Here is a 19,901-nt window from a genome sequence, read left to right on the forward strand (position 1 = left end):
GTTTTTTTATGCGCTTTCTGAAAAAATTATATATTTAAATAATAAACTTTGAAGCAATGGATGAATCTTTTTACAGACATAAATTTCAGGAAGCTGTCAATATGCTTTCCCGAGAGTTTATAGATTCAGGCCTTCGAATGTCTGTAGACACCATTCTTGAATCCGTTGCATTAAAAATATACAAACCCGAATGGTCCAGTACTCCCGAATCTCCAATGGATGCCCCAGGAAGGATCTTTTTTTCAGTTTGGATTAATGAAAAATCAATTAACGAAGGAAAACTGTATTACAACATTCATGCGCTGAAACTGAGAAATCTTAAAGACTATAAAATACCCGCCAGGAGCTTTGCTGAAGACTTTAGAAATCGTTTTGCGGAAGATCATAAGAATTGGGAAAATGTAAGCGTAGAATACGGTCCTTTGACCCTCATGGAAGGCTGGATAAAACTTAGACCTGATCATATTCAGAAAGACTTGTGCGGACTCGCCCGGAAATTTTTAAACCTAAGCCCGGTAGTAGATGAGATATTGAGTACTTACCGACTGAAACCATAACCCGTTGCGAGATACTGGTTTTTCGAGGTGTGAAGTGAACTGACAATGAAATTTGTTTTTATTTTCAACATTCAGATCCTGCTACACTCATAACTTATAACTCACAACTCATAACTCTTCTCAATATTTTACCCATTTTTTCCCCGCTGAAAACCGTTGTTTTTAGTATTTTTACGCATGAGCAATTTTATAGATTTCAATTCAGCGAAAAAACTTCAGGAAATGCAGACAAGTCAAAATAGAATTACAGAGCTTTTTAATATACAATATCCTGTTATCCAGGCTGGTATGATCTGGCATTCAGGCTGGAAATTGGCTTCGGCGGTTTCAAACTGTGGCGGATTGGGACTTATCGGGGCAGGAAGTATGTACCCTGATATCTTAAGAGAAAATATTCAGAAATGTAAACTGGCTACAGATAAGCCTTTCGGTGTGAATGTACCGATGTTATATCCCAATCTTGAGGAGATTATCCAGATCATTCTTGAAGAAGGCGTAAAGATCGTTTTTACGTCTGCCGGAAATCCAAAAACCTATACAGAAACCCTTCAGAAAGAAGGAATAAAAGTGGCACACGTGGTATCTTCCACCAAATTTGCCGTAAAATGTGAAGAAGCGGGAGTAGATGCTGTTGTAGCAGAAGGTTTTGAAGCCGGCGGTCACAACGGAAGAGATGAAACCACTACATTCTGCCTTATTCCTAATGTGAAAAATCACATCTCCAAGCCGTTGATTGCTGCCGGAGGAATTGCTTTGGGTTCACAGATGAAAGCAGCAATGATTCTTGGAGCAGACGGTGTACAAATTGGTTCGCGTTTCGCTGCTACTTTGGAGGCAAGCGCTCATGATAACTGGAAAAAGAAAATTACAGAACTTAATGAAGGGGACACTCATCTTACTTTAAAAGAACTTGCGCCCGTAAGGATGGTAAAAAACAAGTTCTTTGGGGAGTTGGAAGATATCTACCAGTCAGGAAGAGATAAAGATGCTCTGATAGCTTCTTTGGGACGTGCAAGAGCAAAACGTGGAATGTTTGAAGGTGATATGGAAGACGGCGAGCTTGAAATAGGTCAGGTTTCAGCTTTAATCAATGATATATTGCCGGTAGAAACGGTGTTCAGAAATCTATTAAAAGAATTTGAAGAAGCGAAAGTACCGGTATTGTAATTGAGGAATGAATTTAATGGAAGAGAGATTAATTGAAGTAAGAGGTCAGAAACTTTATACAGCATATCACCCATCATCTGAAGATAAACCGGTTATTGTTTTTCTTCACGATTCTTTAGGTTGTACCCAGCTTTGGAGAGATTTTCCGGCAAAACTGTCAGAAGCTACAGGTTGTAATATTCTGATATATGACAGGCTGGGGTACGGAAAATCCGGACCCATGGTGACCCACGAAAGACCAGTCAATTATATGGAACTGGAAGCCGATCTGCTGAATGATTTGCTTGCTGAACTTCATATTGACAATGCTGTTTTGTTCGGGCATAGTGATGGCGGAACTATTGCTTTGATTACAGCTGCAAAATATCCGGAAAAGATAAATTCAGTGATTTGTGAAGCAGGACATATTTTTGTAGAAGATATGACACTGAAAGGAGTCTATGACGCCTGGGATGCCTATAAGACAACCAATCTTGCTGAACGGTTACAGAAGTACCATGGAGATAAAGTGGAAATGCTTTTCAAAGCCTGGACAGAAACCTGGACGCGTGAAGACTACAGAAGCTGGAATATCGAATACCTTTTAAAAGACATTCGGTGTCCCTTATTGTTTATTCAGGGAGAAGCTGATGAATACGGGACTTTGGATCAGGTTGAAAAAACAGTTTCCCAGGTAAGCGGGATAGCAGAAAAATATATCATTCCCGACGCAGGCCATACACCGCACAAGGAAGTTCCTGAAGCGGTTCTTAATAAGGCTGCAGACTTTATCAGACAATACAGTTAATTACACAGAATACTACTCATTTAAAGCATCTTGATGAATCAGGGTGCTTTTTTCAGTGTTGTACTCGGGTTGGATTTTGTTTTGATGTGTACATATTTTCAATCCTAATGTAGTAATGAGTATGAAATATGCACATTATTAAAACAGTCAGTTTCTTTTTAAAGCTTTATCATTAGGATCTGCAAAATCAAGGTCTTCATATTTGTACAGATTTTGATGAAAATCAAGAAACAGATTATTTACATCTCCTATAAATTTTAAAGCTGTTTCTGTGAAATTTTTAAAATATTTTATCGCTTTTTGTGGCTTGTTAAATATGTAGTGACGCCTGAATTTACCGCATTTTTCTGTTTCAAAATCACACAAAATATACAATATAAATCATGCAGATCTTATACTTGGATTTGTATGTTTGGGAAGATAACATCACGGATGATTCTAACAGTCAATGACGTGAATAAATATTGAGAAACAGAGTTTAAGGAAGTGCAATAATAATTCTGCTATATTTTAAAATTGGGGCATGACATTTTCGGAAGGAAACTTCCCGGTAGAAATTATTTAAAATGGAATAGTTGTGTTGGAAATGAATGTTATTCATGTTGGGGATGCGGTTCTGCTGCATCTCCTTTTTTGATATGGTCACAAAAGCTGAAGTTCTGCGGTTATATTCTGCCGGGCCTGCTGTTCGTACAGATTGATGAACTCTCTGGTTTTAAAAATACTTTCGAGTTCCAGAAAATGTCTGAGTACCTTTCTTCTTCCGGGTTTATACAGCAGATCGGGATAAATGGCATACTCCTTTCTGATCTTCCGGGTATAATCGAGATATACGGCGAGATCTTTTCCCAGAATAGAAAGGTCAGTATCAAGAAGATAATTGGTGTCGGATTCATCAGAAAGTTGATGTGATTTTGTAGCTAAAATCTGCGATGAAATTTTTGAAATCATCTCTGAATTTAAATCTAACTTTTGAAGCCTTTCCACAGCACACCATGCGCTTTTTTCTTCATTCGATTTTGAAGTGGCATCATAAATAATATCATGATAAAATACCGAAAATGAAACCGAAACCGGATCCTGAAGGTGGCCTTGTGCAGTTTCCAGCTCCAGAAACATATTTTCCAGATGGAATAGATCATGATAATATCTGCCTTTTTCAGAATATTTTTTTTCAATTTCCTGCCACAAGCTGTTGATAAGATCCTGGTCTTTTGAAATGGTAAGGCAGAGATCTGTAAATTTTTCTTTCAGATTCATAAGTAATGGAGATAAAAAAAAGGAACTTTAAAAAGTTCCTTGATTTGCTTCCAACGCAGCTTTCAGTTCAGCCCAGCCTCCGCCGTTATGACCGTCTTTCAAGCCTTGTCCGTTAAGATATTCCAATGCTTTTCCGCTTCTGTTTCCACTTCTGCAGAATAAAATTACTGGTTTTTCAATAGATAAGATCTCTTCTTTTCTGTCTTCTACTTCGCCCAGAGGAATATTCTTGGCTCCGTCTATATTTCCGTCCATTTCAAGTTCCATTGGCTCACGAACGTCGATTAATTCATAATTTCCCGATTGTATTACTTCTATTAAAGACATAACTGTTTAATTTTAGATTAAAAAATAAGAACGAAAATACGCAATTTTTTTCTGAAATAAATCCTAAACTTTTAGAAAAGAGTATACCCCAGAATCACAGATACTGTTTTGTAATCTGCATTAAGTAATAAACGATCTCTCAGGAGATCTCTTGAAGTTCCTACCCTGAATTCTGCGCTGTATTTGTCCTTGTACTTATAACCTGCTCCAAATACAAAATTGTTGGCGGATTTTACTTTCCAGATATTGCTGTCATAATTTACCGAAGAGTTGATGTTGAAGTTTAAAGAATAGCCGGCGTTAATAAATATTTTAGAATCGTCATTAAGGAAAAGATAGTGTCTTATACCTATCGGAAGGTCTATAGATTTATAATCAATACTTGCCTGCATTCTGGTTTCGTTGTAAGTTCCGGCATACACAATGGCTTCAGTTTCATTTTTATAGTATTGATAAGTAGGTTCAGCAAAGATGGCCCATTTATTTTTATTGAAAGGCAAGACATACTCTAATTCCATACCGATTCTGAAAGTGGTTTTATTCCCAAATTCAGTAGTGTCGTATCTCAGATTAGACATAATTGAGGTTTCAGCAGAAGAAAAGCTGATTCCCGGTCTTATGCTTAAATGGAAAAGGTTTTTCTTCTTGTTGGACTGTGTATAATTTGAAACCTGTCCACCAGAACATTCATTGTAAGATATGAATATTTTCGTCAGATCCTTTCTTGCGTATTCCGCATCCTGAATTTGTTTGTTGCCAATATTGCATTGTAAGTTCTCTGAAATCTGTTTTTTATAATCTTCATTATAATGAATTGTATTTCCATTGACGTAATACGGCTTGTAGACAAGCTGCTTAGGCTCAGAACCGCTTACCGTATAAAAAAGTCTTTTGGTATCGCCGTTTTCATAATACAGTAAACCCGCTTTGCCGTCTACCAGATATTTTAAAAACAAAGTTTCCTCTTTAAATTCCGGATTTTTCTCAATGGACATTCTATTCAGATCTGCAGAAGAATAATCAATCATTACTGTTTTTCGCACATATCGGTCACTTCCTTCAATACCAAATTCCTGAATGTTTTTGATGTTTTCCTTAATAATTTGGCCGTTATCATCTGTTTTATATTGAAATTCTGTAGGGTTATATTTCCAGTCCGCGTTTTTAATGAGTACCTCTTTTCTCTCACCCGAATTGTTGACGATGTATCCTTTTTCAAATTTAATTTGTGCTGAATAAAGGGTTACAGCGAGAAGTCCTGTCAATAGACTTATTTTTTTCATAGTTAGTTATTAGTTGTAATAATAAGCGTTAAGCCTATTGATAAAATGAATTTTTTTAAGAGCCACAAATTTATAAATTAATCTTAATTTTGCAAGGTGAAAATCCTGAATTCCAGTGCCGAAAAATATGCGCAGTTAATTAAGTCCAAAGCAGAACGTTTTGGGTTTCAGAGCTGCGGGATCTCGAAAGCAGATTTTTTAGAAGAAGATGCCCCCAATCTGGAAAAATGGCTTAAAAATAATTTCCATGGCGAAATGAAGTACATGGAAAACCATTTCGATAAAAGGTTGGATCCAAGGCTGCTTGTAGAAGGTTCAAAGTCCATTATTTCACTTTCCTATAATTATTTTCCAAAAGAAAAGATTTCAACGCTGGAGAATTATAAGATCTCAAAATATGCCTACGCAGAAGACTATCATGAAGTGGTAAAAGAAATCTTACGGGAAATGGTGGAAGAACTTCAGGAAGAGATAGGAGCGTTCGGATTCCGCGTTTTTGTAGATTCTGCACCTATTTTAGAGCGAAGCTGGGCCAAGAAATCGGGAATAGGCTGGGTAGGGAAAAACGCCAATCTCATTACCAGGCAGAATGGTTCCTTTTACTTTTTAGCAGAAATCATCTGTGATCTGGAGCTGGTTGCCGATCATGCCACCACAGATCATTGCGGGACCTGCAGAAAATGTATTGATGCATGCCCTACAGATGCCATTGTTTCAGAAAAAATTGTTGATGGAAGCCGGTGCATCTCCTACGCCACCATAGAACTTAAAAACGAAATTCCTGATCATTTCAAAGACAGAATGGAAGACTGGATGTTCGGTTGCGATATCTGCCAGGATGTTTGTCCGTGGAACAGATTTTCTGCACCTAATCTTCAGAGCAGATTTGTCCCTAATGAATCATTGAAAAATTTCAAAAAAGAAGAATGGAAGGAAATTACCCAGGAAATATTCTCAGAAATCTTCAGGAAATCTCCCGTAAAGAGAACCAAATTTGCTGGTTTGAAGCGGAATATAGAGTTTTTGGAACGCTCTTCGGATAAGCAGTAGGGAAAATTTTTGGTGACGAATCCTCATTTGGAATTTTCCGGTTCCAAAATTTAGGAGGATAAATTGCCATCCCTTAAGCAGTGTGCTTTAAGGAGGATAAGATTTAATGCAGTAAGAATATATGGAAAACCTTTCCTAAAAAGAAAAATTGACCTTCAGGAGACCCATGTCCCACCGAAAATCAACGTTTTTTTTGTACTCTTTTGGGAGCTGTTTTCACTCTTACTTTAAATCTTTTCTGTGATTTTGTATTTTTACGCATATTTGTGAATATTTCGTAACTAAATTTAGTCATTTTTTCGATTAAAACAAATACTTTTACGGAAAATTGAAGATTAAATTTTATTAAAACATGAGTGTGAAAATTGTATTATTATATGTCCTGAAAACCATAGGAGTTATTTTGGGAATTGTAGTTCTTTATGTTATTTTGGGACTTGTACTGCCGCTTATAGAAGTTTCTGCAGATGATGACGGGCAGCCGAAAGATATTCCGATCTATATCTACACCAACGGCGTGCATACAGACATCGTAATGCCTGTAAAAAACGACCTTCAGGATTGGGGCACGAAAATTCCGTTTGCCAATACAAAATCAAAAAGTACAGATTATAATTATATAGGAATAGGCTGGGGTGATAAAGGATTTTATCTGGATACGCCTACCTGGGCCGATCTGAAGTTTTCCACTGCGGTCAAAGCTGCGTTCTGGCTTAGCGATTCGGCCATGCACTGTTCCTATTACAAGACCATGAAAGAAGGTGAAGACTGTAAAATGATCATGATCAGCAAAGATCAATATAAGAATCTGGTGAAATTTATTGAAGATAAATTTGACAGAGATCAGAACGGGAATTTCATAGTAATTCCTACTGATGCCGTTTATGATGTTAACGATGCATTTTATGATGCTAAAGGCACGTACAGTTTCCTTTACACATGTAATACATGGGCAAACGATGCCTTGAAGGCAGCAGGACAGAAAGCCGCTCTTTGGACCCCTTCTGATTTCGGGATCTTCAGACACTATAAATAATTTCTGATGAAAATTCTTGCCGTAATTCTTGCTGTTCACCTTATATTGGCATGCAGTAATGAATCCAGAGGAAATCATCCTGTTGTAGCGAATCCTGTTATTAAAACAGAAAAAAGGCCGGAAGCGGACCCATCTGAAATGAAATCAAAGGCTGATAAAGCATTGAAATTTTGTGTTTCAAAAAAACTCAGCACAGAATTCTGTATTCTGATTGATATGAGCCTTCATTCCGGAACTAAAAGGTTTTTTGTCTGGGATTTTAACACGAATTCAGTTGCTAAAAAATATCTTGTGGGCCACGGTTGTGGTTTAAACCCATGGAGTTCAGACGCTTCAAAAGATAGTCCGAAGTTCAGCAACGAAGACGGAAGCCATCTTTCAGCTTTGGGAAAATATAAACTGCAGGGAAGGGGCCACAGCGATTGGGGAATTAATATCAAATATCTGATGCATGGTTTGGAAGAAACAAACAGCAATGCTTTGAAAAGGTATATTGTTTTCCATTCATGGGATCAGATGAGCGATGAGGAAGTCTTTCCAAAAGGATCTCCGGAAGGATGGGGCTGTCCCACAGTTTCCAACAATGCGATGAAAGAAATTGATCCTATGATTCAGCAAGCCGGGAAACCCGTTTTGATGTGGATATATCAGTAATGAACAGATAAATTATGAAACACCGTCTTTTTCGAGAACAACAGCTTAATTGTAGCATAGAAACCGCCTGGAAATTTTTCTCCTCTGCCAATAATCTTTCCGAGATCACCCCGAAAGACATGAATTTTATTGTTCTTACCACTATGGAAAACGATGAAATTTATGAAGGAATGCTCATCGATTATTATGTCTCACCCCTTTTCGGAATAAAAATGAAATGGCAGACAGAAATCCTTAAGGTGGATTTTCAAAAGAGTTTTGTTGATCTCCAGAGAAAAGGCCCGTATAAACTTTGGCACCATCACCATGAATTCATTCCCAATGAGAAAGGAGTTTTGATGAAAGATACGATTGATTATGAGCTTCCGATGGGATTTTTAGGTGAAATAGCCCATCCGCTTTTTGTTAAAAAGAAACTGGAGCATATTTTCGATTACCGTTATAACGTGTTGGAGAAAATGTTCAATACAAAATGAGCCTGCATATAATAAGGTCTTTGAAATACTTCAAAGACCTTATTTTTTAATGATATAAAGCAGTATTTAAGTTTTTTTAACATTCGGCATGCCTGAGAACCCGTCTAAAATTCCTAGTTTCGCGGAACTATCGTTTTTACTAAAAAAACAAAGTTTTTCTTATTGACATGGCAGGTCTGAGGTCACTTATCTTTTTTTATTTCATATTGGTTTTTACCCTTTTCAATTCGAAATGGGCAGAAAAATCAATGGGAAATATTCCCTGTGTACCGAATATAGGAAACGTTCATATTCTCGATTTCTACGAGGAAACGGATATGAATACCCACGCGCTGCCCGCTGCCTCAAAAATAGTAAAATACTCAGTCCGTAAAGACGGTTATACCCCGGCAGATTTCTCGGCAATCACTCAGATTACGTCCAGAATCAGCCTTCCTGTTATCGCCATATCTATTATCTGTGGCGTAAAATCATTTCTCCATCTTCTCCAGTTGTATTAGTTTAAGTTATTGACAATCAATTTATTTTAACGATATCTCATAACTTAAATACTTTAAGATGTATTCTAAAAATATAATAATTTGCATTTTTGCAATATTATTCGCTGTGTCATGCAGTAAAGACAACAAAAAAAATATAGCAAAGGACAAAGAAGTTCCCGTGCTTGAAATCAAAGAAAAAGATACACTCGTCAACAACCAGTTCGTCACCGATATCCAGGCAAAGAAAAATGTAGATATCCGTTCAAGGATCGGAGGGATCATTGAGCATATATATGTCAATGAAGGGCAGTTTGTTCACCACGGCCAGACGCTCTTTAAAATTAGTGACGCTGAGCTTCGGATGGAACTTTTAAAAGCTGATGCTGCTTTAAAGCAGACCGATGCCGACGTACGCGTTGCAGAAGTGGAGCTGAAACAGATCCAGAGTCTGCATACCAAAAAATTTGTAGCGAATAACGAGCTGGAAATGGTCAAAGCAAAACTTTCATCTGCCAAAGCGAAACATGCCTTTGCCGATGCCGAAAGAAAAACAGTTCTGCAAAAAATAAGTTTCACAAGAGTCACAGCACCTTTTGACGGCGTGATCGATGTGATTCCCCATAAAGAAGGAAGTCTTGTTGAAAACGGAACCCTGTTGACCACTTTATCCCAGCTGAATGAGGTGTACGCCTATTTTTCCATTCCTGAAAACCTGTATTTTGAGTTGCTGGCTAATGATAAGATCGGGAATCATCAGAAAATAGAACTTACCCTCCCGAATGGAGTCAATTATCAGTTTAACGGTGCCCTGAAAACAGCAGAAGGAGAAATAGACAGAACTACCGGTTCTATCCGGTATAAAGTGCTTTTCCCAAACCCTGACCGCCTTATCAAACATGGTACTTCAGGAAAACTGATTATTTCCGAGCATCAGGCCAATGCCATTCTGATTCCTCAGAAATCCACATTCTCTATCCAGGATAAAACCTACGTATTTGTCGTAGACAAACAGAACAAAGTGAAAATGACCGGTATTAAGATTGGAACTACTCTGAGAGATTCTTATGTGGTGGAAGGAGGTCTTAAAAAGGGAGATGTAATCATCTATGAAGGAACGCAGTCTTTAAAAGATGGTGATGTGATCAAAATTAAAAAGAAGTATTAACCTTTCATCTCTTTAAATCAACTGACATGGTAGAAATGTTTATAAGACGAAAGGTGCTTTCGTTGGTGATTTCCATTGTATTTGTACTGCTGGGAATTATGGCATTAATGAAGATGCCCATCACACAGTTTCCGGATATTGTACCGCCTTCGGTAACTGTAACTGCAAAATACACCGGAGCCAATGCCGAAGTGTCTGCCAATGCGGTAGCGCTTCCTTTGGAACGTGCAATTAACGGGGTTCCCGGAATGACGTATATGTCTACAGTGACCTCCAATGACGGACTTACCTTAATTCAGGTATTTTTCGAAGTAGGTACCGATCCTGATGTGGCGGCAGTGAACGTTCAGAACAGGGTAACCACTATTCTTGATGAACTTCCGGAAGAAGTAATCAGGGCCGGAGTTACTACAGAAAAAGAGGTGAACAGCATGCTGATGTATCTCAATATCACGAGTGCAGATCCGGGCCAGGATGAACAGTTCATCTACAATTTTACAGATATCAATGTCCTTCAGGAACTGAAACGTATCGATGGAGTGGGGCGTGCCGAGATCATGGGGCAGAAAGAATATTCTATGAGGATATGGCTGGATCCGCAGAAAATGGCAGCGTACAGTATTTCAGCAGATGAAGTGATCAGTTCCCTGCAGAAACAAAATATTTCAGCAGCACCCGGGAAAGTAGGAGAGACATCAGGAAAAACCTCCAGCCAGCTGCAGTATGTCATTAAATATAAAGGTAAATTCTTTGAACCTAAACAGTATGAGGAAGTTCCGATCCGATCCGATGTGAACGGAACCATCCTGAAGCTGAAAGATATTGCTAAAGTGGAATTCGGAGCCATGAACTACGGAATGGTTTCCAAGACAGACGGAAGACCATCTGCATCCATTATGATGAAGCAGCGGCCGGGTTCTAATGCCTCCGAAGTCATTGAAAACGTGAAGGCGAAAATGGAAGAATTAAAAGTTACTTCATTTCCTCCCGGAATGGAATATAATATGGCCTATGATGTTTCCAGATTCCTTGATGCCTCTATCAGTGAGGTATTAGTGACACTTATCGAGGCGTTTGTTCTTGTGGGAATTGTTGTTTTTATTTTCCTTCAGGACTGGCGTTCCACTTTGATTCCGGTGCTTGCCGTTCCGGTTGCATTGGTAGGAACATTTGCTTTTATGGATATGCTGGATTTTTCTGTGAATCTTTTAACTCTGTTTGCTCTAGTTCTCGCCATTGGAATTGTGGTGGATAACGCGATTGTCGTCGTCGAGGCCGTCCATGTAAAAATGGAGGAAGGAATGAAACCTCTTGAAGCAACCATTAGTGCCACCAAAGAAATAGCAGGAGCGGTTGTAGCGATTACCATTGTGATGTCTGCCGTATTTATTCCGGTAGCATTTCTGGAAGGTCCCGTGGGCGTATTCTACCGCCAGTTCTCACTGACATTGGCCATAAGTATTGTCATCTCGGGAGTGAATGCACTGACACTGACTCCGGCACTCTGTGCTATTATTTTAAAACCCCATAATCATGACAAAAAGAAAACCATTGTCGATAAGTTTTTCCAGAGCTTCAACGAAGGTTTTGAAAGGCTGACCGAAAGTTATGTAGGGATTTTATCAAAATTTGCAACAAGAACGGTCGTTACCTTTGGAATTCTGTTTCTGTTCATTGTATTGACTATTGTCACCAGCAGATTCCTTCCAACCGGATTTATCCCGATGGAAGATCAGGGAATGGTATACGTAAGCGTTACAACACCTCAGGGAGCTACAGTGGAAAGAACAGAAAAAGTACTGGACGAGGTTACCGTAATGGCGAAGAAAATAAAAGGAGTAGAAAATGTAACCACACTTGCCGGATACAGCATTGTAACAGAAATTGCAGGCTCTTCTTACGGAATGGCGATGATCAACCTTAAAGACTGGAAAGAACGAGATCTGTCTGTAAATGAACTGATCGCTGAACTTTCTGATAAGACAGAAAGCATTGCCGATGCGCAGATTGAGATCTTTGCTCCGCCTACCGTCCCTGGATTTGGCAATACCAGCGGTTTTGAGCTGCGTCTCCTTGACAGAACAGGTGGGACGATTGAAAATACAGATAAGATCACAAAAGATTTCGTTAAGAAACTGAATGAATCTCCTGAGCTTCAGAACAGTTTTACCAGCTTCGATGCTACTTTTCCGCAGTATATGATCCACATGGATTATGATATGGCAGCGAAAAAAGGAATCTCTGTAGACAATGCGATGTCTACGCTTCAAACGATGTTAGGATCTTATTATGCGACCAATTTTATCCGCTTCAGTCAGATGTATAAAGTAATGGTACAGGCAGATCCGGAACAGAGGGATACACCCGAAAGTATTCTGAATCTGTATTTAAAGAATGACAAAGGCGAAATGGTTCCCTTCTCAACCTTTATCACCATTGAAAAAGTATACGGACCTGAAGTTTTGACGAGGTATAATATGTATATGTCTGCGATGATCAATGGGGAACCTGCAGACGGATACAGCTCAGGAGATGCCATTGGTGCAGTAGAGCGTATAGCGAAAGAAACCCTTCCGAGAGGTTTTGATATAGAATGGTCCGGGATGACCCGGGAAGAAATTTTATCAGGAAATCAAACGGTGTATATTTTCATGATCTGTCTTTTGTTTGTGTATCTCTTACTGGCAGCACAATATGAAAGTTTCCTTCTTCCGATGCCTGTACTGCTGAGCCTTCCGACCGGAATTTTCGGATCTTATATAGCGCTTGTGCTTACAGGGCTGGATAACAATATTTATGCACAGGTAGCATTAGTAATGCTGATTGGGCTTTTAGCAAAAAATGCAATTCTTATCGTGGAATTTGCTGTAGCCAGAAACAAACAGGGATATGATATTGTTCCGGCGGCGATAGAAGGGGCAAGACAACGTCTCCGTCCTATTCTGATGACATCCTTTGCTTTTATAGCAGGTCTTATTCCGCTGTGTATAGCTTCAGGAGCCGGTGCAGTAGGAAACCGTTCCATTGGTACTGCGGCTGCAGGTGGAATGCTTATCGGTACTGTTTTCGGTCTGGTGGTGATTCCGGGGCTGTATATATTCTTTGCAAAACTTGAAAATAAAAAGAAAAATGAAGAGATCAAATCTTAGAAATATAGGGTATGGAATGGCGTTATTGAGCATAGTATCATGCTCCGTTCCAAAGGTGACTGAACTGAAAAAAGCGCAGACACTGCCGAATGAAGTGATAAAAACTGAAAATATTTCAGATGCACACCGTTTTCAGCAGATTAATCTCAAAGCCTATTTTACGGATCCTTATCTGTTGGATCTTTTTGAGAAGGTGGTAAAGGCTAATCCTGATTTTCAGATTGCGCAGCAACGGGTAGAAATTGCAAACAGTTTTTTACAGCGTTCGAAGATGGATCTGCTGCCTTCTCTTGAAATAGGAGCCTCTGCTTCAGGGGATCGCTATGGGAAATATACCATGGAAGGCGTTGGGAATTATGATACTAATCTGTCACCCAACATTACAGAAGATCAGAAGATCAACCGCGATTTTACCCCGAATTACTGGCTGGGTGCACGAAGCAGCTGGGAAATTGACGCCTGGGGAAAACTTAAGAATAAAAAACTGGCGGCCCAGAAAAAATATCTGGCTTCTACAGAAGGGCTTCTTCTGTTGCAGGTAGAGTTATTTACAGATATTGCCAACCTGTATTATCAGCTGGTTGCACTGGACAACCGGCTGGCGATTTATCAGAAAAACTATAATCTTCAGCAGAGAGCTTTCGAAATAGTGCTCGCTCAGAGGGAAGTAGGAAAAGCTACGGAACTGGCTGTTCAGCAGTTTAAAGCACAGAATAATAACTGGCTGGCCGAAATTGAACATATAAAAGTGGAGATTGTAACGGTAGAACAGGCCATCACAACATTAACAGGGAGTTACGGCGGTGGAGTCAAACGCGGAACCTTACTGATGCCCACCAATATGGACATTCTGAATACAACTATTAATGTAGAATCCGTGATTCATTCAAGGCCGGATGTTGCAGCGAATTATTATGTGCTGGAAGCTTCTCAGGCCGATGCAAAGGCGGCAAGAGCTGCTTTTTATCCAAAAATTGATCTTGGAGCCAGTTTCGGACTGAATTCTTTTTCTGCCGGAAATTTCTTCAGTCCTGGTTCTCTGGCCGGGCAGCTGTTGGGAGGACTGATGGTACCAGTTTTTAATAAAGGACAGTTGAAACATGATTTTAAGGTCGCCGGGAAAGAACAGGAAATTGCTTTTCTCAATTATCAGAAGAGCATTACGACAGCATTCAATGAGCTTCAGTCTATTCTGAAACAGACGAAGATTTATGAAAGGATGCTCCAGCTGAAATCGGAAGAGGTAGGTTTCCTGGACCGTGGTGTGGAAGTTTCCAATGATCTGTACCTGACGGGATATGCCAATTATTTTGAACTGATCAATTCTCAGAAAAGCAAACTGACCGCTGAGCTGGATCTTCTCCAGTTTCAGCATCAGAATACCAGGAATAATGTCTTACTTTTTAAAGCATTAGGCGGGAAACTGGATTGATTTTTACTTTTTTTACGATGAAAGCCGCCCCTGAGGGCGGCTTTCTTTATTGTTTTTACAAGACCTGCAATGAAACAGATCTGTTATAGTAAAGCTAAAGCTCTGATTATTTAACCAGCTCGATATTAACTGCAGAGAATCCTTTCGGAGATTTTTCTTTCTCGAAAGATACTTTGTTCCCCTTTTTTACAGGGTGTGCACAACTGTTGTTGTGAAAGAAAACATTTTCTTTGCTGTTGTCTTCAGTAATGAAACCATATCCTTTTTCACTGTGGAAAGTAATGATTCCGGTCTTTCTGATGTCTTCCGCAATAATCGGAGCTGCACCAAGTTGGATCTCGTCAATGTTTACTTCCAGTCTTTCTCTGTCTTCAGGAGGTGTAGAGGTAAGTCTTCCGAATTCATCTACATACATGAAAACATCGTCCGCACCTTTGTTGTTATTCGTTTTACGATCTTCGCGTCTCAGCGCTTTTTCTTTTTGCTTTTGAATTTTTTTCTTGAAATTTTCTTTTTTAGAAAAAGAGTCTGCCATAAATTATTCTAGTATTTAATTTTATATTGTAATATTTGTCTACCTGATCTGCCATATGCTGGGTAAGCCCGCAGTCGTCCGTCTGTTCTTCTTTATGAAACGAAACGTTGAAAACAGTTTTGTTTTTGGTCGTTCATCAGTAAAAGAAGTGATTTTTTAAAAAATGAGGCATCTGAAAAAGCGGGAACTGATAAGAAAGAATTTCTATACTATAACAGAGGGCAAAGGCAGCGGCCTATTAATTAATATACAAATATACGATAATTAACTGAATAAACCTATTTTAAATCATTGATTATCAAAATGTATTTCCCCCCGTATAAAAACAGAACCTTCACTCCATCCAATGACAGAGGGAATAAAACAGAGTCCGGTAAATATAATGAGACGGCCTTGATGACTTTCTATTAAATATATGCTTTATTTAAAAGTCGGTAAAAATAAAAAATCCCCAGCAAACTGAGGATTATGAAAAATAATATATTATAAAAATGAAGTGGTGTATAATACGGTTTACAGAGCTGCAAATGCTGTGCCTAAAAATCACTTATTTTGGATTTCTATTGAATAAATGTCGGATTTCAGGAGGATTGAAGGGTGTATTGTATTGGTATGTAATGTGATATATCCTTCGTGTGGTATCTTAAAAAATGATTATTTTTTTTAATTGAATTCATAGTTTATCACAACATTTGTATGAAATTCGGAATTCCTTACACGTTCCGAAAGATTCACCATGATGAATTGAATGCTATTGCCCATCTTTGGTTAATAACATTTAAAAAAAATACAATGTCAACACAAGATGTCAAAGGAAAAGTCGTATTAATTGCCGGAGGTGGCAAAAATTTAGGAGGATTGCTGAGCAGAGGTTTTGCAGCAAAGGGAGCAAAACTGGCCATTCATTATAACAGTGAAAGCTCCAGGGCAGACAGTGAGAAAACCCTCGCAGAAGTTCAGGCCCTGGGAGCAGAAGCATTTTTGTTTCAGGGAGACCTTACAAAAGTCGATAATATAGCAGCGTTTTTTGATGAAGCTGTTTCTAAATTCGGAGGCATTGATATCGCGATCAATACAGTAGGGATGGTCCTGAAAAAACCTTTTGCCGAAACCACGGAGGAAGAATATGACACCATGTTCAATGTTAATTCAAAATCAGCGTATTTCTTTCTTCAGGAAGCCGGTAAAAAACTGAATGATAATGGAAAAATCTGTACCATTGTGACCTCTTTACTGGCTGCTTACACAGGTCTGTATTCTACCTATGCAGGGGCAAAAGCTCCGGTGGAACATTTTACAAGAGCTGCTTCCAAGGAATTTGGTGAGAGAGGAATTTCCGTAACGGCAGTAGCGCCGGGGCCCATGGATACGCCTTTCTTTTACGGACAGGAATCTGATGATGCGGTGGCTTACCACAAATCTGCATCTGCATTGGGTGGACTGACCGATATTAAAGATATCGCTCCTTTGGTTGAATTTCTGGTAACAGAAGGCTGGTGGATCACAGGTCAGACCATCTTTGCAAACGGCGGATACACAACAAGATAATTAGGTTGGGAAGATGGAAGCGGGGAGAGGAAAGTCCTAATTTAACCATGTCAGGGTTCAAAACCTTGACATGATTAATGCTTTTCAAATTCAGTTAGTTAGGTTTTATTATTACCATTAAAATACAAAGCAATGAAAAACTGCTGCTATACATCAACCGTCCTCCAGTAACTTCCATCCTCCCTCTTCTGGCTTCTCTTCCTTTATATACACTTTTAAGCCGTTGATAGGCATTGATTCCCATTCCTTTACATGATTTTTTAATTTGGATTCATGAAAAAGAATTTCTATCTCCGTTCCGCTTTATCAGTTATTTTACTGATGCACAGTGTTGTTTCTATTTTCAGTGGTGATGTCAATGATTTTGGGCGCCATTATCTGGATACCATAGGTTTCAGTCCTTTCGGGATTTATCTGGCGTGGGCCGTGAAACTGATCCATCTTTTTTCCGTATTTCTGATCTGGTCTTACCGGTATGTGAAGATCGTTTCTTTCTTGAATATTCCCATTCTTTTCTTAGGAATTTATTTTGTACACTGGCAGAATGGCTGGTATGTTGTAGGTGGTGGTGCCAACGGCATTGAATTCAATGTGCTTCTGATATGTTGTTTTTTACAGTTGATTTTTACGGAATATCATTCTGAAAAGATAGAAAAGCGCAGTTCGTAGACGGTTGCGTCGGATTAGCCGGACCTTATTTTTATTTTCCGCCGAAAGATGGTATTTTGCATAGTAAAACCTATTGCGCTAGATGCCGGACACAAAATCAAAATTATATGTTCATCTGCTCTTCTGGATATTGTATTATACTCTGGAGGTTTATCTGGACTTTTACTGGTCCAGGTATCAGTTTCCTGATGTGGAATGGCAGACCAGGCTTCAGAATAGTATTGTTCTGGAACTCGGATATTTTTTGATTAAAATGCCTTTGGCGTATTCGCTGCTGTATGTGTATGAGAAAACCGGTACAAAGAGATTTTTCAGCTATATGCTCTACTGTTTTATTTTTGTTGCAGCCGTTCTGTTTCACAGATTTTTTACCCATTATATTATTTATCCTTACATATATGGTGTTGTAGAAACGCTCGATGGAAAGCAACCTTCAGGGTTTATCAATGGATTGGTGGCTTTCAATTCTTTTATGGATCTAATATTTATGGCGGGTTTGATCTTTGGAGTAGAAATTACCAGACAGAAAAACTTGCTGAAAGAACAGATTTCCCTGCTGAAATCAGAAAAGCTGGATCAGGAACTGACCATGCTGAAAGCCCAGATCAACCCCCATTTTCTGTTCAATACCCTCAATAATATTTACGGAATGGCTCTTAAAAAAGCAGATGAAACGCCTGATGTAATCCTGCAGCTTTCCAAGGTGATGAGGTATAATATTTACGAGGCAGCCGAACGCTTTATTTCAATAGACAAAGACATAGAAAATATCAAAGATTTTCTTCAGATCCAGCAGATCCGGCATCATGATCTGGTGATCCGTTTTAATGAAGATATCGACAACCCTTCGCAAGAAATTTCACCGCTTATCCTGATCCAGTTTGTAGAAAATGCCTTTAAACATGGGGTTTCTGAAACTTTGGGTGAAAGCTTTATTCATATTGATATTCAACTTAAAAACGGAGTGCTTCATTACCACATAGAAAATTCAAAAGAAGAAAAACCTCACGGAAGTTCCACAAAAATAGGACTGAAAAACATCCGCAGACAACTTGAATTGCTTTACCCAAAGCATATTCTCACTGTTGAAAGTACAAATGACCGGTATATTGTAACCTTAATTATTGATTTCAATGACACATCCCGCTTCTAAAAAATACAACTGCCTTATCGTAGAAGATGAACCGATAGCCGCAGAGATTCTTGAAAATTTTGTTTCGAGGGATGAAGAGCTTCATCTGGTGGCTAAATGTTCCGACGCCGTTTATGCCGGAAGTCTATTGAACAGACATGAAATAGATCTGATGTTTCTGGATCTGCATCTTCCGGTGGTCAAAGGTTTTGATTTCCTTAAAAAATTAAACAATTCACCTCTTGTGATCGTTACTACTGCTTATCATCAGTATGCCGTGGAAGGATATGAACTTGATATTGTGGATTATCTGATGAAACCCATTCCATACGAAAGGTTTGTAAAGGCTGTTGAAAAGTTTAAATACCTCATGAATGCCGAAGAAGCGCTTCTGGAAGCTGCAGACCGCGAGCATATTTTTATCAGCAGCGGAAAAAAGCAGATTAAGATTATTCTTCATGATATCTTCTTTATTGAAAGCTTGCGAGAGTATATCCATATCCATACTAAAGCGCGAACGGTGACTGTAAAAATGCCGATCAGCAAAATAGAAGAAAGCCTTGACCCGAAAATGTTTGTCAGAATTCATAAATCATATATTGTTTCCAGATCCAAAATTGAAGTTCGTTCTGCGAGTATGATACAGGTGAACGGTAAAAAACTTCCGATTGGAAGAACTTACAAGCCTTCTATAGAGTTTTAGGTAAAGGCTGAGATTAAGAGGCTGAGATTAAGAGGCTGAGGTGAATGAGTGAATTATGAATCGTGGATTTTGAATTAAAAAGTATAATGAAAAACTTCAATCACTAAACCCGAACCTCGCATCTCTAAATCCGAAACATGAACCCCGGATCTCTAAACTCTAAACCCCTCCGATTCTCAAACTCCTTCATAGACCTAAATCCTTATTTGATAGCTGTTTCTTTTATTCTTCCGTTGTTTTAACCAACTTTGAAGTGTTAAACAAATCAATCAGACAAACTCGCAGGAGTGAAAAGAGATTTGAAGAAGAAAACGACCAATTGCAATAATTAGAATATATATGTGGATGTAAGTATTCTCACTGAAGAATGCGGATTGGCTTAATGACCTTAAGCCAATTTTTTATTGTGCTTACCAAAAAAAAACGTCTCCGGAATCCATAGACCCCGAAGACGTTTAACTGTATATTTTAGAATAAATTCAGATTCTG

General features: G+C 38.8%; 19 protein-coding genes. 15 read left to right on the plus strand and 4 right to left on the minus strand.

Annotated elements, in window-relative coordinates; all coding sequences use genetic code 11:
• The first annotated feature begins 56 nt into the window (after nucleotides 1–56).
• From LC419_RS09925 to LC419_RS09935, 3 genes are all read left to right on the plus strand, one after another.
• Nucleotides 57–557, plus strand: a complete 501-nt coding sequence (locus LC419_RS09925; RefSeq protein ID WP_223607190.1) for a hypothetical protein — start codon at nucleotides 57–59, stop codon at nucleotides 555–557.
• A gap of 177 nt (nucleotides 558–734) precedes the next feature.
• Entirely contained in the window at nucleotides 735–1,724 is a 990-nt protein-coding gene (locus LC419_RS09930; protein ID WP_223607191.1) for a nitronate monooxygenase family protein, read from the plus strand.
• Between the two features lie 16 nt (nucleotides 1,725–1,740).
• Nucleotides 1,741–2,511: an alpha/beta fold hydrolase gene (locus tag LC419_RS09935; protein WP_223607192.1), complete on the plus strand. Its 771-nt coding sequence runs from the start codon at nucleotides 1,741–1,743 to the stop codon at nucleotides 2,509–2,511.
• 642 nt (nucleotides 2,512–3,153) lie between these two features.
• On the opposite strand, the gene LC419_RS09940 is transcribed toward LC419_RS09935, so the two are convergent.
• The 3 genes from LC419_RS09940 to LC419_RS09950 all read right to left on the minus strand — a co-directional run bounded on the left by LC419_RS09940 (nucleotide 3,154) and on the right by LC419_RS09950 (nucleotide 5,381).
• Nucleotides 3,154–3,771, minus strand: a complete 618-nt coding sequence (locus LC419_RS09940; protein WP_223607193.1) for a hypothetical protein — start codon at nucleotides 3,769–3,771, stop codon at nucleotides 3,154–3,156.
• 27 nt (nucleotides 3,772–3,798) lie between these two features.
• Nucleotides 3,799–4,098 (minus strand): rhodanese-like domain-containing protein, encoded by a 300-nt coding sequence (locus tag LC419_RS09945; RefSeq protein WP_034730870.1) that lies wholly within the window; start codon nucleotides 4,096–4,098, stop codon nucleotides 3,799–3,801.
• Between the two features lie 71 nt (nucleotides 4,099–4,169).
• Nucleotides 4,170–5,381: an outer membrane beta-barrel protein gene (locus LC419_RS09950; protein ID WP_223607194.1), complete on the minus strand. Its 1,212-nt coding sequence runs from the start codon at nucleotides 5,379–5,381 to the stop codon at nucleotides 4,170–4,172.
• Between the two features lie 105 nt (nucleotides 5,382–5,486).
• Here LC419_RS09950 and queG point away from each other — a divergent pair, with 105 nt between their 5' ends.
• The 8 genes from queG to LC419_RS09990 all read left to right on the plus strand — a co-directional run bounded on the left by queG (nucleotide 5,487) and on the right by LC419_RS09990 (nucleotide 14,825).
• Entirely contained in the window at nucleotides 5,487–6,431 is a 945-nt protein-coding gene (queG, locus tag LC419_RS09955; protein ID WP_223607592.1) for a tRNA epoxyqueuosine(34) reductase QueG, read from the plus strand.
• A gap of 352 nt (nucleotides 6,432–6,783) precedes the next feature.
• Nucleotides 6,784–7,467: a TIGR02117 family protein gene (locus tag LC419_RS09960; RefSeq protein WP_223607195.1), complete on the plus strand. Its 684-nt coding sequence runs from the start codon at nucleotides 6,784–6,786 to the stop codon at nucleotides 7,465–7,467.
• A gap of 6 nt (nucleotides 7,468–7,473) precedes the next feature.
• Nucleotides 7,474–8,121 (plus strand): murein L,D-transpeptidase catalytic domain-containing protein, encoded by a 648-nt coding sequence (locus tag LC419_RS09965; RefSeq protein WP_223607196.1) that lies wholly within the window; start codon nucleotides 7,474–7,476, stop codon nucleotides 8,119–8,121.
• Nucleotides 8,122–8,135: 14 nt separating this feature from the next.
• Nucleotides 8,136–8,597, plus strand: a complete 462-nt coding sequence (locus LC419_RS09970; protein ID WP_223607197.1) for an SRPBCC family protein — start codon at nucleotides 8,136–8,138, stop codon at nucleotides 8,595–8,597.
• A gap of 248 nt (nucleotides 8,598–8,845) precedes the next feature.
• Nucleotides 8,846–9,097 (plus strand): hypothetical protein, encoded by a 252-nt coding sequence (locus LC419_RS09975; protein WP_223607198.1) that lies wholly within the window; start codon nucleotides 8,846–8,848, stop codon nucleotides 9,095–9,097.
• 106 nt (nucleotides 9,098–9,203) lie between these two features.
• The gene (locus LC419_RS09980) at nucleotides 9,204–10,244 is read left to right on the plus strand and encodes an efflux RND transporter periplasmic adaptor subunit (RefSeq protein WP_223607199.1); all 1,041 of its coding nucleotides are present in this window, start codon (nucleotides 9,204–9,206) and stop codon (nucleotides 10,242–10,244) included.
• Nucleotides 10,245–10,270: 26 nt separating this feature from the next.
• A complete protein-coding gene (locus LC419_RS09985) occupies nucleotides 10,271–13,393 on the plus strand; it encodes an efflux RND transporter permease subunit (RefSeq protein ID WP_223607200.1) in 3,123 nt (1,040 codons plus the stop codon).
• Nucleotides 13,374–14,825 (plus strand): efflux transporter outer membrane subunit, encoded by a 1,452-nt coding sequence (locus LC419_RS09990; RefSeq protein WP_223607201.1) that lies wholly within the window; start codon nucleotides 13,374–13,376, stop codon nucleotides 14,823–14,825. Before LC419_RS09985 ends, LC419_RS09990 begins: the two co-directional genes overlap by 20 nt.
• Before the next feature lie 106 nt (nucleotides 14,826–14,931).
• On the opposite strand, the gene LC419_RS09995 is transcribed toward LC419_RS09990, so the two are convergent.
• Nucleotides 14,932–15,360, minus strand: coding sequence for a cold-shock protein (locus tag LC419_RS09995; protein ID WP_223607202.1), 429 nt, complete (start codon nucleotides 15,358–15,360; stop codon nucleotides 14,932–14,934).
• Nucleotides 15,361–16,152: 792 nt separating this feature from the next.
• Between LC419_RS09995 and LC419_RS10000 the strand changes: the two genes are divergently transcribed.
• The 4 genes from LC419_RS10000 (at nucleotide 16,153) to LC419_RS10015 (ending at nucleotide 19,412) form a co-directional block, all read left to right on the plus strand.
• Entirely contained in the window at nucleotides 16,153–16,908 is a 756-nt protein-coding gene (locus LC419_RS10000) for an SDR family oxidoreductase (protein WP_223607203.1), read from the plus strand.
• A 273-nt stretch (nucleotides 16,909–17,181) separates the two neighbouring features.
• Nucleotides 17,182–17,577, plus strand: coding sequence for a DoxX family protein (locus LC419_RS10005; RefSeq protein ID WP_223607204.1), 396 nt, complete (start codon nucleotides 17,182–17,184; stop codon nucleotides 17,575–17,577).
• 82 nt (nucleotides 17,578–17,659) lie between these two features.
• Nucleotides 17,660–18,730, plus strand: a complete 1,071-nt coding sequence (locus LC419_RS10010) for a sensor histidine kinase (protein WP_223607205.1) — start codon at nucleotides 17,660–17,662, stop codon at nucleotides 18,728–18,730.
• On the plus strand, nucleotides 18,711–19,412 hold the full coding sequence (locus LC419_RS10015) for a LytTR family DNA-binding domain-containing protein (protein WP_223607206.1): 702 nt from the start codon (nucleotides 18,711–18,713) through the stop codon (nucleotides 19,410–19,412). Before LC419_RS10010 ends, LC419_RS10015 begins: the two co-directional genes overlap by 20 nt.
• The last annotated feature ends 489 nt before the right edge of the window (nucleotides 19,413–19,901 follow it).

This window comes from Chryseobacterium sp. OSA05B, assembly GCF_019970065.1.
Lineage (GTDB): Bacteria > Bacteroidota > Bacteroidia > Flavobacteriales > Weeksellaceae > Chryseobacterium.

Coding starts and splice junctions, on each gene's coding strand:
- LC419_RS09925 (WP_223607190.1), top strand. CDS start 57: ATGGATGAATCTTTTTACAGACATAAATTTCAGGAAGCTGTCAATATG.
- LC419_RS09930 (WP_223607191.1), top strand. CDS start 735: ATGAGCAATTTTATAGATTTCAATTCAGCGAAAAAACTTCAGGAAATG.
- LC419_RS09935 (WP_223607192.1), top strand. CDS start 1,741: ATGGAAGAGAGATTAATTGAAGTAAGAGGTCAGAAACTTTATACAGCA.
- LC419_RS09940 (WP_223607193.1), bottom strand. CDS start 3,771: ATGAATCTGAAAGAAAAATTTACAGATCTCTGCCTTACCATTTCAAAA.
- LC419_RS09945 (WP_034730870.1), bottom strand. CDS start 4,098: ATGTCTTTAATAGAAGTAATACAATCGGGAAATTATGAATTAATCGAC.
- LC419_RS09950 (WP_223607194.1), bottom strand. CDS start 5,381: ATGAAAAAAATAAGTCTATTGACAGGACTTCTCGCTGTAACCCTTTAT.
- LC419_RS09960 (WP_223607195.1), top strand. CDS start 6,784: ATGAGTGTGAAAATTGTATTATTATATGTCCTGAAAACCATAGGAGTT.
- LC419_RS09965 (WP_223607196.1), top strand. CDS start 7,474: ATGAAAATTCTTGCCGTAATTCTTGCTGTTCACCTTATATTGGCATGC.
- LC419_RS09970 (WP_223607197.1), top strand. CDS start 8,136: ATGAAACACCGTCTTTTTCGAGAACAACAGCTTAATTGTAGCATAGAA.
- LC419_RS09975 (WP_223607198.1), top strand. CDS start 8,846: ATGGGAAATATTCCCTGTGTACCGAATATAGGAAACGTTCATATTCTC.
- LC419_RS09985 (WP_223607200.1), top strand. CDS start 10,271: ATGGTAGAAATGTTTATAAGACGAAAGGTGCTTTCGTTGGTGATTTCC.
- LC419_RS09990 (WP_223607201.1), top strand. CDS start 13,374: ATGAAGAGATCAAATCTTAGAAATATAGGGTATGGAATGGCGTTATTG.
- LC419_RS09995 (WP_223607202.1), bottom strand. CDS start 15,360: ATGGCAGACTCTTTTTCTAAAAAAGAAAATTTCAAGAAAAAAATTCAA.
- LC419_RS10000 (WP_223607203.1), top strand. CDS start 16,153: ATGTCAACACAAGATGTCAAAGGAAAAGTCGTATTAATTGCCGGAGGT.
- LC419_RS10005 (WP_223607204.1), top strand. CDS start 17,182: ATGAAAAAGAATTTCTATCTCCGTTCCGCTTTATCAGTTATTTTACTG.
- LC419_RS10010 (WP_223607205.1), top strand. CDS start 17,660: ATGCCGGACACAAAATCAAAATTATATGTTCATCTGCTCTTCTGGATA.
- LC419_RS10015 (WP_223607206.1), top strand. CDS start 18,711: ATGACACATCCCGCTTCTAAAAAATACAACTGCCTTATCGTAGAAGAT.